The sequence below is a fragment of the Clostridiales bacterium genome (assembly GCA_017569285.1).
Lineage (GTDB): Bacteria > Bacillota > Clostridia > Christensenellales > Aristaeellaceae > Aristaeella.
In genome coordinates this window covers 2381546-2394861 of the sequence record CP069419.1, presented here as the reverse complement: position 1 = coordinate 2394861, position 13316 = coordinate 2381546, and the positions used below count along the sequence as shown (strand labels likewise).

Genomic DNA, 13316 nt, shown 5'->3' with positions numbered 1-13316 from the left:
GCAGGTTATATCGCGTCCATGTACCGGACCGTGGACGGATACAGGAAACGGACCTCGGAAAACTGCGCGAAGTACGGGATCTTGATGCGCATGTCGGCATACTCGGTCTCCATGCGGCGCAGGGGCTGGGTAAGGTTGAAGCAGATGCGGTCCACGCGGTTGGCGTAAACAACCATGCGGTCCGTGCCGCCGGTGCCCGCACCGCTGCACCATTTGCAGGGGGAGATCACCAGGTCGCTGCCCTGCTGGACCGCCAGGTTGTTCTCCAGCACATAGGTGAGTATGGAGCGCTCGGAGTCGTCGGACACCTTGCGGGTCACCAGCTGGCCGAACTGCTCCACGGGAATCAGGATATGGTTCGGCAGCGCGTCGCCCGAGCAGTCGTTGGCCGCCCACACGGCGGAGATCGCCGTGTTGATATCGGCCAGGATCTCATCCGCGGTCTTGCCGCTCCACTGGGTGTCGCTGCCGCCGGGCGTATGCGGCGCGGCGGACGAACGGAGCACGGACGGGTTGTTCACCAAGCCCGTGGAGGAAACCTTGCTGAAGCCGCGGTAGACGTTGCGGTCGATCACCTTGTCGCAGTGCAGGCGGATGCCCTTGTTGAGGAAGGTCTCCGGGTCCCGGCCCACCTGCACCATCTTTTCCTTTTCCAGCACGGAGAAGGCCATGTACTCGGCGAAGTTGAACGTCCGCGCGATGGATTTGGACATGTCCGCCTGGATGACGGGGATATCGTTGGCCGCCTCGAAAAAGAGATTGTCATCGTCCCCGCCGGAGGAGGCATAGGTCACGTCGATGGACGCGATGGATTCCAGCAGGCCGCCGCCGGTGATCACCGGCATGTCGCGCGGCCAGTCCGTCCCGGTCAGGGGCTCGAGGATCACGTCGTCCACCTTTTCCAGTTCCTTCATCAGGAAGGTGTAGGAGTCGCCGGCAGCCAGCCGGCGCATGGCGGAAGGATTACGGATCAATAGCGTTCACTCCTTTGTCAGATCAGGTTGCGTTTGGTCACGGTCACTTCGCAGAAGCCCTTGCTGTCCCGGGCGTTGCGGACGGTTACGTTGGGAAGCAGCACCGTGGTGCCGCTTTCGCCGGCGGCGGTCACCAGCTTTTTGTCGGAAAGGCGGATATACACCTTGTCCCCGGTCTTCGCGCCCGTGGTCTGGACCGGCACTGCCACGCTGCCGCGCACCAGGATATCCGCCGCATTCCCGGGGGCCCAGGCGCCCGCGGTATCCGGCGGGTTCTGCCCGGAGGCATACGTGTCCGGCGTCTTGTCCGGTACGCGCACGGCAAAACCGATAAACTGTTCCGCCGCGGTCTCCCCGGCGGCAAAGTTCACCGCGCCGCCGGCCGCGGCGTCCAGGAATACCGGGGCGCCGAAGGCAATCGGGTTCATATCGGCATTTTTCAGGGAGACGATTACGTCATCTTTGGAGCGGGTGACCGCGCCGGGCCAGCCGCGCCGGAATTCAGAAAGTACTTTTCCCATTCATCTTCCTCCTTTATCTGCGGTAGTTGATATTCCGGCTGCTGATAATCCGCTTTCCGAGGTCCGCGGGATCCTCCGCCCGGGCCGCCCCGGCCAGCGCGGCATACGTGCTCCGTGCGGGCTTCTCCCCTTTCGGGAGGCTGCGCATCGCGCGCAGGGCGGCGTCCGCGGCGGACGCGCGTTCCTTTTCCGGCAGGCGGGCGATCACCGGCTTCAGCGCCCGCACGGCGGCGCGGACCATCCGGTCGGAGGCGGACAGGAAGCCGCTCTCTTCGTTCTCATCCGGGGCCCCGGCTTCCGTCCCGGGTTCGGTTCCGGGAGCCGCTTCCTCTTCCGTTTCTTCCGCGGAGAGCAGCTCCGCCACCGCCTCCTCCAGGTTTTCCATTTCCTCCTCCACCTTTTCGGCTTCCGGTGGAACATCGGGGACAGTCCCGGCTGTTTCATCCGAAGAATCTGAAACGCTGGGGACAGTCCCCATCGTTTCAAGGAGGGAGATGATCCGGTCCAGCCTGGAAATGATTTCCGGATCTGTGTCAGCCGCATTTACGGACTGTTCCGGCTGTTCCTCCCCTTCCGGGGCCGGGATTTCCGTTTCGGTCCGGGTGATCCGGATTTCCGGCTCCCCGCCATTTTCTTCCTCAGCGGCGGTTTCTGCGATTCCGGCTACGGTTTCCAGCAGGCTGGCCACCTCCGGCAGTTCCTCCGGTTCCAGGTCATTGCCCCGCAGGGCGGATGCGGCCATGCGGGCCAGCAGGCGCACCGGGGTATCGGGTGTGTTGGGTTTCTTCATGGGTTTCATGCTCCTTTCTGAGTCGTTGATGCGGACGCGCGATCCCGCGCGCCCGCGGTCCACCACGGCAATGTGGTTGCCGCGGATATCCCGCTGGACATAGCGGCCGTTTTCCTCTGCCAGGGTGTAGGTGTACCCGCAGGAAATTTCCCGCTTCCCGTCCCGGATATGGCGGATGGTCTCCGGGTCGGTAATCACCAGGTCGGCCAGCAGCAGGTTTCCCTGCGCGCCTTTCCCGCGGCGGACATTCTGCGCGTGGCCTTTCTGGTACAGGCGGATGTTCTCCGCGCTCACGCCCTCCGGCAGGTCCGGGTGGTCCTCCGTCACGGGCTTGCCCTCAAAGGAGGCCATGCACGCCGGGGAGAAAACCTCCCCTTCCGGCCGGTACACCGGCACCGGGTCCGGCGCGGTGCCCGGCGGCAGGCCGAGCTCGGCGGGCAGGTACATCTGCGTGCCGCTGCGGGCCACCGGCACCCCGCGGCAGATCAGGTAACCCTCCGCGCTCTCCGCCATGTGCGGGCTCAGTCGTTCGGCAAAATACAGCAAATTCACATCACTCCTTTCATTTGCTGCGTCTTCAGAGAATGCCGAGGGCCGTGAGACGGGAACGGGCCTCGGCCGGGGTCATCAGTCCCGCCTGGGTCAGGCGGGTGATCGTTTCCGCCTGCCGGGCCTGCACCTCCGCCTCCTCCGGCGGGGAAACGGGCATCAGGGAGGGGAAGGTGATGTCCGGGCGCTCCGGAACCGCTCCCCACAGGCTCATGGCCATCACGGGAAACAGTTTTTCCAGGGCGGGGCGCAGGTGACGCTCCTGCATGGCGGTGATCAGCTCATAGTAGTTCTTCAGGTCGCCTTCCCCGGTAGCATTCATACCCTGGGGGCTGCGGCCGAACAGCCGCGTGGCGGGAATGCCTGCCGCGCCGGCCATGTCCAGCATGAAAGCCTCATAGATCTGGCTCAGCCCGGCAAAGGAATACGGGTGGTTTTCCATCGTGTCGCCGGCGGAAAGCAGCTGCAGGCCGAAGGAGGTTCGCAGCGCGTTCTCCTGCTCCAGGGCTTCCAGCACCCGGCGGCGCTGCTGGTCGGTGCCCATGGCGAGGATTTCGCCGAAGTCGCCCATGCGCAGCGTGGTGATGTTCGCCTGGAACACCAGCTGCGCGATGTTCGCGCTGGTCGCGCTCCGCTTCTGCAGCTCCTCCCAGATATGCTCCAGCTCGCTGGCGCCCCAGTACTGCTCCGCGGCTTCCTCGGCCCGGGGAAGGTCCCGCCCGGTAAAGCGCAGCACCCGGGAATGGTGCACGCGCAGGGTGCCGGGCATTCCGCCCGGAGCGCCGGTGTCCGCCTGCAGGTCGTAGTACATCGGGTAGCCGAAATCCGGGTCGTTGAGGTCGTCCTCCAGCTCCGCCGAGGGCGTTACGCTGAGCCGGTCGCGCACCAGCAGCCCGCAAAAAGACCCGGGCATCACCGTGTCCGGGTCCAGGGGGTCCGAAAGGAAACCTTCGTGGCCGTCGATCACCATCAGGGCAAGGGCGCCGCCGTACAGGCGCGCCCAGCGGATGGCGTCGGTGATCTCCCGCCGGATATCGTGGCGGGTTTCCAGTGCCCGCAGCTCCTCCGCCTGCTTCTCCTCCAGCGGCATCGTGTACCAGCCCCGGGTCATGTCCTCGCCCGGCATGTCGATGATGCGCTTGGCGATCCAGGACTCCCGGTACAGGCTGGTCAGCAGCGCGGGGTTGAACGGGAACGTCCGCTCATACGTCCCGGCGGAAAGCAGCGTGCTTGCACCGCCCAGCCGCGCGGGCAGGTTGACGTATCCGTCCCCTGCCCCGCGGTGTTTTCTTTTCCGGCTCATTTGTCACCTCCTGAAACGGTCCATATCAGCGAAAAAAGAACTTTGTTCTTTTTCCAACCCCTTTTACCTCCTGAAACGGTCTGTCAGCGTATGGCACAGGTAGCGCAGGGCGTCCATCGCGTGGTCGTGCTCCTTGAGGGGGCGCTCCTCGCCGCGCTGGCGGGCCCGGTCGTCCCATACATAGTCATGGATTTCGCGGAATAAATTGGGGCACCGGGTCCGTTCGGCAAGGACCTGGCGGTTCCCGATGAGCACGGCCGTGGTGGCAATGCCCTCCCGGACGCTGTTCACCGCGTCCCGGACCCGGAAGCCCCGGTTCCGCAGCTCCGTTTTGAAGCTTGCGGCGCTTGGATCGACAATGACCAGGGTATCCAGATCCCCGCCGAGGAAGTCCAGCAGGTCGTCCGCGTATTCCGCGTCCGTCTTCTGGCGCTGCCTGGCGGCGGAGTCCCAGTAATACTCATTGGCAATCCGGAAGGTGTGCCCGTCGTCGCGTACGTCCAGGAACACACACGGATTGACCGTGCCATAGTCGATGGCCGCGAAACGGCGCGTACCCTCATACATCCCGGAACCTTCATCCTCAAAAGAATTGGCGCCGTCATCCCACATGGGATACACGGCGCCTTCCGCGCTCACCCATTCCCCCAGGATATACTGACGGTAAAAAACGCCCTGGAATGACCGGGCGTAGCTTTCCCTGATCCCGGGTGAGAGTGTCAGATTGTCATCCATGGTGAAATGAAGGCGGAAAAGGCCGATTTCCCCGGCATGGTCGATGAAGTCGGTTTTGATGTAATGGTACGCGCCGTTCGGGTTGCAGTTCATGAAGATCTTGCTGCCCGCCACCGAGCAGCGGCCGATCATCTGGTCCACAAAGGACCGCGGGAAGAGCGCCGCCTCGTCGGCGTAGGCGCCGGCGGCGGTCATTCCCTGCAGCTTGTCCTGGGCGTTGTCCTTGTCGGCGCCGAACAGGTGGTAGGTGTTCGTGCCGATCACGACCTTCGCCTCGCTGCGTTTCCACTCATACGGGACGCCGTAGGTTTCCAGCATCCGGAACATGGGGGAAAGGACGTTGCGGCGCAGCGCGCCGCCGGTGACCCCGGCGACGATGAAGTCCGCGTCGCGGAAGGAGGACAGGCTCCACAGGAGAAACGAGAGGATCATGGAGATTGTCTTACCGGAGCGGATGGCTCCGTCCGCCAGCATGATCCGGTCGTGCTCATGGCCCGATCCGGGCATCCACCAGGCGATCGCCTGCTTCTGCTTCCGCGACAGGGGCTGCAGCACAAAGGGCGCTATTCGAACAGCTCCCGGACCGTATCCCCGGAGGGATTCATCATGGCGGTGAAGGCGCGGATCGCGCTGTCCGCCTGGGAACGGTCCTCCGCCCCGGCCTGCGGCAGGAAGCGGTTGTACTGCTGGGTAATCACGGTGGCGCTTTTCTTCAGCTGGTCAAAGGAGGCCCGCCGGATGGCGACCAGGCCGTCCTGGCGGATCATCCGCAGCATTTCATCCAGCGGATGGCGGTAGGTTTTCCGGCACCACTTCTCCAGCTTCTCCGCCGTGGTGCCGACGTATCCGAGGATCTCCGGCACCTCGCACTGCAGCGCGGCCAGCTCCTCAAACATCTCCCGGGTCATCTCCCGGCGCAGGCCCTTCAGGGTCCCGGTATCCGGCATGCCCCTGCCTCCTTTCCCAATGAAAAATCCCCTGCTGTTTTCTCAGCAAGGGATTCTTTCTTTGCGAGTATATCATATCACAACGGCTGGGTGTTAATCTTGCTCAAAAGCGGTCAAATTTGTTACAGAATCCTTAATAAATGGACTGTTTGTTGCGTTTTTGTTACAAGTGCCGTTGAATTTCGTCAGAATTCCAGTTTCCGGATTTCTTCCACCAGGTTCCGGCCATAGGTCTCGCAGCCCAGCTCATTCGGGTGCAGGTTGTCCCGGAAATATTCCGGCAGGTGCGGCACCAGGGTGAAGCCGTCCGCGATCTTCACATTCGGGTACTTTCCGGCAATCTGCTTCACGTTTTCGCAGAAGCGCTTCAGGGTCGGGAACCCGTCCGGCACGTCGCCGCGCCACAGCGGGGTCACGCACAGCACCGGCGTCTCCCCGTACAGGCCGATGAGGGTTTCGTAGTATTCCTCCACGTCCTTCATCGTCTCGCAGCCGAACTGGTTGGTGCCCAGCGCCACGATGATCTTGTCCGGCGTGTAGCCGTCCATCTTCATCAGGGACTTTTTGTCATAGATGTATCCGCCGATGCCCTGGTTGATGATGTCGTAGTTCAGCAGGCGGTTGGCCACGCTGACGTAGGTCATGGCGGAGCGCAGCGGCCCGTAGCCCTGGGTGATCGAATCCCCGAGCCACAGCACCTTTTCGTTCTTCTTCGCCGGGGTGTACGCGCCGCCGATTTCGCACCTCCGCAGCTCCACGGTCGCGTCCGCCGGCAGGTAGATCACGACGTCCTTCTTCCCTTCGGGCAGCTTCCATTCCAGCTTCCCTTCCTCCGGCAGGTCCTTCACATAGCGGATCTCCGTGATCAGGCCGTCTACCGCCAGCTCAAAGGAATCCTGGGAGCCCGTCCAGGTAAACCGGTACTCAAAGGAAACGGTTTCCGCGTCCGTGGTGAATTCCAGCGTCTTGGCGGTCGTCGCCATGCTCCGGTCATACCAGAAATCAAAGGCGGACCGGAAGTATTCCATCTGGGCCTTGGTGTACTGGAAAGCCTGCAGCCATCCGTCCCCCGTCTCCTCAAAAGAATAAGCCCCGAACCAGATGTCCTGCAGTTCCCGGTTGGTCATGGTCAGTTCCTCCTGTAATGATTATTTCAGTTTCAGCCCGTCTTTGAAGGCATTTCCGACGATTTCCCCCACCACGCGGTAGGCATTGAAGGACGGATCGAAGATGATGGGCTTCAGCTTGCCCAGGTCCACCTTCCCGTCCGTGAGGATGCGCTCGTCCGCCTGGGAGGCAACGATCTCCCCGATGACGTACCCGGTGGCCGGGTCCCAGGATTTCACCCTGCATTCCAGCGTCAGCGGATATTCCTCGATGATCGGGGCGTTCACGTGCGCGCTTTTGTGCACATGGCAGCCGGCCTTCTTGATCTTGTTTACCTTTTTGCCGGTTTCCACGCCGAAATAGTCGGAAATCAGCATGGTATCCACGGTGCCGAAGGCCACCGTGAACGCGCCGGTTTTCTCAAAGTTTTCCGTCGTCTTGTGCTTCGACAGCATGATCGTAATCTCGTTCATGTCGCTCTGCATCGCCCAGGCGGCGTTCATGGCGTTCGGCACGCCGTTTTCGTCATACGTCCCGATGATGAATACCGCTTCCGGCGTAATCACCGATTTGTTTCCCGCGAATTCCATGTGTTTTCCCTCCTGTTTGGGTCGGTTGGTAAATCCTTTACGCTTTCTGTTCCTTCAGCTTCCGGGCTGCCTCTTCCCGCTGGCGGCACATCTCCGCCCAGCTCGGCATCTTCGCGATTGTTTCCGCCAGCTCCGCCATGGCCGCCGGGATGTCGATGTTCTGCGGGCACACTGCCGCGCAGGCGCCGCAGCCGAAACCCAGCCGGGAAAGCTCCTCCCCGCAGGCTTTGTTGTACAGCATTTTCTTGTCCCTCCCGGGTCATCTGTCTGTCCTGTTGTCCAAAAACCGCTTTTATTATTTCGCCGGGCCGGCGGCTTTTTCCTGTCCGTACATCCGGAAAACTGTTCCGTTTTTTCCATGTGAAAAGGGGCGGCCCGAAGGCCGCGCCGCATCCGTTCATTTCTTCTTTTCCCGCAGGTAATCCCGCACAAGGGTAACAACATTCAGTCCTGCAATCAGGAGCCACCACACCATGTGGCTGGTGTCCCCTTTGGTGATGTCCATGATGACGATCCCAAGGGACAGCAGGATCATCAGGATGGTAAAAATCTTTTCCTTCAGGAATTCCTTTGTCATGGCGCATCCTCCTTTCAGGCCTGCTTTTCCTTTTTCAGCATCGCGATAATCTGCGCCGGGGTCGGCTTCACGCCGTACAGCAGCACGCCTGCCCGGTAGATCCTTGCGGACAGGAAGCCGATCAGCAGGGCGGACAGCGCCAGGATCATCACGGAAACTGCGATCTCAATCGGCGGCACCGAACTCATACCAATGCGGGTGAACATCGCCATGGGCGCGGTGAAGGGCACAAAGGAGCATACCTTGATCAGGGTGCTTTCGACGTTCCCGCCGGCCAGGGGAATGAGCACCAGGAAGAAGCTGATCATAAACAGCATCGTCACGGGCATTACCGCGGTGTTCACATCCTCCAGGCGGGAAACCGTGGAGCCCACCGCGCCGTAGAGGAACGCGTATACCAGGAAGCCCAGGAAGAAGAACAGCAGCAGGTGCAGCAGCAATGCCGGCGGCGGGTTGAAGATGGAGCTGATGATCATGTCATCCGCCCAGAACCCCTTGTTCAGGTTGAAGAACAGGATCGACGACCCGAAGATCACCCCCAGCTGGAGGAAGCCCACCAGGCAGGAGGCCAGCACCTTGCCGAAGATCATCGCGTGGGTGTTCACGCTGGTCACCAGCAGCTCCATCGTCCGGGAGCTCTTCTCGTTGGCCACGTTGGTGGCGATCATCTGCCCGTACATCAGGATCACCATGTACAGGGCGAAAATCATGATATAGGTATAGAAGAAGGTGAAGGACTGGTCCTTGCCCAGCTTCACCGTCTCCACGGAAACCGTGCCGGCAAGGATCTCATCCGCCTTATCCGGCGCCACGCCGTTCTCGATCATCCCGCTGCGGCGCCGCTCCGCCTGCAGCGCGGCGGCCGCCGTACGCGGCGCGGCGTCGTTCATGCCCAGGTTGTCCACATAATAGGTGCAGGCATCCGGCGCTGTGAAGACAAACGCGCACCCGGCCTCGCCGGAGCGGATCTGCTCCTGCGCCTCTTCCGCCGTAATGCCCGACTCCCGGACGTCATACCCGGGGAACACTCCGGCGAACACCTCGCGCATGCGGGCGGTATCCTCCTCCCCGCCCGCGATGATGAGCATCACGGGACGGTCCGCAGAATCGCCTGTGTCTGTTCCGCTTCCCCCGCCCTGCGTAAACCGCGGGAAGGAGAGCATGATGGCGCTGGCCAGCACCAGGAAAACGGTCACCCCGATAATCACTTTATTCTTCAGGTAGCTGCTGAGCTCAAACCCGAATACCGTACGGAACCTGCTCATTTTGTCTCCTCCGCCTCCTGTGTGTATTCAATGAAGATATCGTTCAGGGAAGGCTCGAACACCCGGATTTCGTCCGGGCTGAAATGCTCCACCAGCCGTGCCATGGCCGCCTGCTTTTCCCCGGCGTCCGCCAGGGTGATCTCCAGCAGGTCCCGCTCATAATCCCGGCAGGCATCCCCGTAGGCCGCCCGGATCTCATCCGCCCGGTCGGACCGGACCAGCAGCTTCGTGCGGGGATAGGACCGCCGGATCTCCCGCAGGTTGCCGTACAGCACCCGGCTGCCGTGGTTCAGGATGACAATGTCGTCGCAGAACTCCTCGATGTAGTTCATCTGGTGGCTGGAAAACAGCACGATCTTCCCCTTTTCGATCTGCTCCTTCACAATCTCCTCCAGCATCATGGCGTTCACCGGGTCCAGGCCGGAGAACGGCTCGTCCAGGATGATGATCTGCGGATCATGCGCCAGGGCGGTGATCAGCTGCACCTTCTGCTGGTTGCCCTTGGACAGCGTTTCCAGCTTCTTGTTCCGGTATTCCGCCAGCCCCACGCGCTCCAGCCATCCATCCACGGACCGGGCGGCGTCCGCCCGTTCCATGCCCTTGAGCCGGGCGAAATACACCAGCTGGGTGAAGATCTCCTTTTTCGCGTACAGGCCCCGCTCCTCCGGCAGGTAGCCGATGCGCACCCTGTCGTAGTTGATCGGCTTCCCGTCCAGCGTCACGTTTCCGCTCTCCGGGCGGATCACGTTCATCAGGACGCGGATGGTCGTGGTCTTGCCGGCCCCGTTCCTCCCCAGGAGCCCCAGCGCCTTCCCCGCCTCCGCGGTGAAGGAAACGTTGTCCACGGCTTTCCTCCCGGTATAGGTCTTGCTGATCCCGTTTACCTCGATTGCCATTTTTCTCCTTCTCTCCCCTCGTATATATCCTCCGGGTATCATTCCCGTATAACAGTCCATCATATATATAGACGCCCGGGCTCCCGGTTTGTTACACCATTCAGAATGATTTGTTTGCGTTATTTTCGTTTTTGTTTTGTATTTCCATCACATTCACCTTCTTTTCGCTCTTTTATCGCCCATCGATATAACGGCATCCGATATATCGTAATCGGATTATATCGCCATCCGATATAGATTGTCAACCCCCAAAAACAAAAAAACCGATGAGGGGGATTTCCCCTCACCGTTTCGCTGTCTGTCCGCTTATTCCCCGGCGAAGATAAAACCGGTGCGGTTCCACTTCAGCACCGTGCGGTAGCCCAGGCGGCTGTACCACTTCTCCAGGTGCGTATAGTGGATCCAGGAGATGTCAAAGCCATCCGCGGCCTGCTGCTCCGTGGCCAGCCGCACCATCTCCAGCCCGATGCCCTTTCCGCGGTATGCCGGCACCGTACCGACGCATCCCGGCCCGCCGATCCGCAGGCCGCCGTGCGTCCCCCAGTCGCTCAGGATGCAGAACGCCGCGATTTCTTCCCCGTCAAAGGCGCAGAATACCGGAGTGGTCTCGTGGAAGTACTGCACCCAGTCGTCGTCCACCTGCGCCACCGCCTCCCGCAGCGCCGCGATGCCGCCGCGGTACACGCCGAAGGTGATTCCTTCCGGCGGGCAGTACGCCGGCACCGCCGGACGCTCCTTCCGCAGGTCCATCACCAGCTCGGCGAACGCATATTCTTCCGGCATCTCCCGGATATACCCCTGGTCAAAAAAACCGGGGTGCATTTCATTGAACAGTTTCGCGTAATCCATCTGTGGTTTCCTCCAAAGCACTTTCTCCTTTATATCTGCAGGATACAGGACAGGGACCGTCCCTGTCAATGAACGCGCTTGGCAGGTTCATCCGGGAAATTGCCTCCTGTTGTGGTTTCCATTTGGTAATGTTTGTATCTTTTCGTTTGACATTTGGTAACAAAGCAGGTATGATAGGGATGGAGGTGTGTGCAGATGACCTTAGGAGAATACCTGATCAGCGCCCGCACGGAGCGCGGCGTCTCCCAGCGGGAGCTGGCCGAAAAGTGCGGAATCAGCTCGGCTGAAATCTCCCGTGTGGAATCCGGCAAGCGGCAGAAGCCGTCCCCCACGATCCTGAAGGCGGTGGCCGACGCCCTGGTCATCAGCTATCCCGCCCTGATGGCCCTGGCCGGCTACAGCCAGGAAACCCACGAGGCGGAGCAGACCTTCGAGCAGGTCTTCCGGGATGAGAACGGGGAAATTGTGGACGTTGTCCGCGGCGTGCGGGAAATGCTCTCGAAGGACGCCGCCTGGGCCAATATCGCCTACCGCGTCTCCCATGAGCTCAGCGACCGCGACCGGCAGATCCTCATGGACATGGCCAACGTATACCTGGAGCGCCGCCGCGCCGAAAAGGCAAAGGAAGGCAAGTCGTGAACCCGCGGCTTTCCGCGGAGAGCCTTTTTGTCGTCGGCCGCAGCGTCCGGCGCTTCATCCGGGAATATGACGTCTGTTCCTTTCCCCTGAACTGCTTCCGCCTGCTGGATACCATCCGCGAAAAGCAGCTCATCCGCCTGGATATCCTGGAAACCAGCCGGCTGTCCGCCGCGTTCGACGCCGTGGCTGGATATTTCCCGTCGGTCGACAGCTATGCAATCGTCATGAAGCCGGTCCCGGAGCGCTGGAAGGAGCGTTCCCCGGACCGGCGCTGCAATTTCACCCTGGCCCATGAGCTGGGGCATATTTTCTGCGGCCACCTGGCGATTCCCGGACAGGCGAAATCCCCGGAGGAGCGCCTCCGGGACGACCTGGAGGCGGATGAGTTTGCCGGCCGCCTGCTGATGCCTGCCGGGCTTGTCCGCGCCTGCCGCCCCCGGAACCTTTCCGCCCTGGCGGAAGCCTTCCTCGTTTCGGAGCAGGCGGCCGCCCGGCGGCTGGAAAACCTCGGAAACCCGGATATCTTCACCCCGGTCCGGGGAAACATCTGCCTGCGCTGCGGCCTGCTGTCCGCTCCCGGCGCGGCATACTGCGCCGCCTGCGGCCGGAAATCCGGCCCGGCCCCCGGTGTTCTCCCCGTTCCGTATCCGGCGGCCCCGGCGGATAAAACCGGCCGGGTCACCCGGTGCCCCCTCTGCCGGAATACGGAGTTTTCGGAAAACGCGCGCTTCTGCCGCATCTGCGGCACGCCCGCCTTCAACACCTGCGCCGATGAATCCTGTGCCCGGGCCTGCCATCCCGGGGCCCGCTTCTGCCCGTCCTGCGGCAGTGAAACCGCATACGCCCGCCGCGGGCTCCTGCCGGAATGGAAAGACGTCCGCGGGGCGTTTATCCGCCGGCAGCTCGCAAAGGAGGAGGATGCCGAATGATCTATCCCGGCACGTCCGAAGTGACCGCCGGCGGCCTGGCCCTCCGCTGCCCCGGCTGCGGGAATACAGACTTCCTGCCGGAGAAGGACTACTGCCCCCGCTGCGGGGAAAGCCGCCGCAACCTCTGCCGGCCGAAGGACGGCCTGGCGCCCCGGCACACCTGCCCGCCCGATGCCCGCTTCTGCGAGCAGTGCGGCGCCCCCACGGCCTTCCTCCTGGGCGGCCTGCTGGCGCCGTGGGAGGAAAGCCCGGCTGAAAACTGAACCATTTCTGCCTTCCGGACGGCCTTTCGGCCGCCCGGTTTTTCATTTTCGAAAAAAAATATAAAAAAAATTCCAAAAAGCTGCAAAAAATAGAAACTTTGTGTGTCTTTATTTCTGTAATGACTCCCAGGAGGGATTGGAAAGATGAAAAAAGAGTTCGAGCCTGTCCGTTATGCGTTCCCCGATGGATCTGCCGGAACCGTTCCGGCGGAAGGAAAAACCAGTCCGGAAATGAATGCCGCCGATGTCCGCGCGGATCGCCTCCGCGATGATCCGTACATCAATGACAGCCAGCAGCCGTACCTGTATGTGGATTACAAGCAGCAGCGCCATCTCTACTGCGAAGGCCTGCTGACGATATAACCGCCCCTGCCCTCACCCG

General features: G+C 61.7%; 17 protein-coding genes. 4 read left to right on the top strand and 13 right to left on the bottom strand.

Annotated features, from left to right (window positions below; all coding sequences use genetic code 11):
* Positions 1–5: 5 nt before the first annotated feature.
* From JNO48_10330 to JNO48_10270, 13 genes are all read right to left on the bottom strand, one after another.
* The gene (locus tag JNO48_10330) at positions 6–974 is read right to left on the bottom strand and encodes a DUF2184 domain-containing protein (GenBank protein ID QTE67591.1); all 969 of its coding nucleotides are present in this window, start codon (positions 972–974) and stop codon (positions 6–8) included.
* A 17-nt stretch (positions 975–991) separates the two neighbouring features.
* On the bottom strand, positions 992–1495 hold the full coding sequence (locus JNO48_10325) for a hypothetical protein (GenBank protein QTE67590.1): 504 nt from the start codon (positions 1493–1495) through the stop codon (positions 992–994).
* Between the two features lie 13 nt (positions 1496–1508).
* Positions 1509–2831: a DUF2213 domain-containing protein gene (locus tag JNO48_10320; GenBank protein QTE67589.1), complete on the bottom strand. Its 1323-nt coding sequence runs from the start codon at positions 2829–2831 to the stop codon at positions 1509–1511.
* Between the two features lie 31 nt (positions 2832–2862).
* On the bottom strand, positions 2863–4137 hold the full coding sequence (locus JNO48_10315; GenBank protein ID QTE67588.1) for a DUF1073 domain-containing protein: 1275 nt from the start codon (positions 4135–4137) through the stop codon (positions 2863–2865).
* Positions 4138–4200: 63 nt separating this feature from the next.
* Entirely contained in the window at positions 4201–5379 is a 1179-nt protein-coding gene (locus tag JNO48_10310; GenBank protein QTE69745.1) for a PBSX family phage terminase large subunit, read from the bottom strand.
* A gap of 56 nt (positions 5380–5435) precedes the next feature.
* Positions 5436–5819, bottom strand: a complete 384-nt coding sequence (locus tag JNO48_10305) for a hypothetical protein (GenBank protein ID QTE67587.1) — start codon at positions 5817–5819, stop codon at positions 5436–5438.
* A 185-nt stretch (positions 5820–6004) separates the two neighbouring features.
* Positions 6005–6946: an SGNH/GDSL hydrolase family protein gene (locus tag JNO48_10300; protein ID QTE67586.1), complete on the bottom strand. Its 942-nt coding sequence runs from the start codon at positions 6944–6946 to the stop codon at positions 6005–6007.
* 21 nt (positions 6947–6967) lie between these two features.
* Positions 6968–7516, bottom strand: a complete 549-nt coding sequence (locus JNO48_10295; GenBank protein QTE67585.1) for a flavin reductase family protein — start codon at positions 7514–7516, stop codon at positions 6968–6970.
* 37 nt (positions 7517–7553) lie between these two features.
* Positions 7554–7757, bottom strand: a complete 204-nt coding sequence (locus JNO48_10290) for a hypothetical protein (protein ID QTE67584.1) — start codon at positions 7755–7757, stop codon at positions 7554–7556.
* Between the two features lie 156 nt (positions 7758–7913).
* Positions 7914–8093: a hypothetical protein gene (locus JNO48_10285; protein QTE67583.1), complete on the bottom strand. Its 180-nt coding sequence runs from the start codon at positions 8091–8093 to the stop codon at positions 7914–7916.
* A 14-nt stretch (positions 8094–8107) separates the two neighbouring features.
* Positions 8108–9358, bottom strand: a complete 1251-nt coding sequence (locus JNO48_10280) for an ABC transporter permease (protein ID QTE67582.1) — start codon at positions 9356–9358, stop codon at positions 8108–8110.
* A complete protein-coding gene (locus JNO48_10275; protein ID QTE67581.1) occupies positions 9355–10254 on the bottom strand; it encodes an ATP-binding cassette domain-containing protein in 900 nt (299 codons plus the stop codon). Before JNO48_10275 ends, JNO48_10280 begins: the two co-directional genes overlap by 4 nt.
* 306 nt (positions 10255–10560) lie before the next feature.
* A complete protein-coding gene (locus JNO48_10270; GenBank protein ID QTE67580.1) occupies positions 10561–11103 on the bottom strand; it encodes a GNAT family N-acetyltransferase in 543 nt (180 codons plus the stop codon).
* Between the two features lie 195 nt (positions 11104–11298).
* Here JNO48_10270 and JNO48_10265 point away from each other — a divergent pair, with 195 nt between their 5' ends.
* The 4 genes from JNO48_10265 (at position 11299) to JNO48_10250 (ending at position 13297) form a co-directional block, all read left to right on the top strand.
* Positions 11299–11742, top strand: a complete 444-nt coding sequence (locus tag JNO48_10265; GenBank protein ID QTE67579.1) for a helix-turn-helix transcriptional regulator — start codon at positions 11299–11301, stop codon at positions 11740–11742.
* Entirely contained in the window at positions 11739–12671 is a 933-nt protein-coding gene (locus JNO48_10260; GenBank protein ID QTE67578.1) for an ImmA/IrrE family metallo-endopeptidase, read from the top strand. Before JNO48_10265 ends, JNO48_10260 begins: the two co-directional genes overlap by 4 nt.
* Positions 12668–12934, top strand: a complete 267-nt coding sequence (locus tag JNO48_10255) for a hypothetical protein (protein QTE67577.1) — start codon at positions 12668–12670, stop codon at positions 12932–12934. Before JNO48_10260 ends, JNO48_10255 begins: the two co-directional genes overlap by 4 nt.
* A 144-nt stretch (positions 12935–13078) precedes the next feature.
* Positions 13079–13297 (top strand): hypothetical protein, encoded by a 219-nt coding sequence (locus JNO48_10250; GenBank protein QTE67576.1) that lies wholly within the window; start codon positions 13079–13081, stop codon positions 13295–13297.
* The last annotated feature ends 19 nt before the right edge of the window (positions 13298–13316 follow it).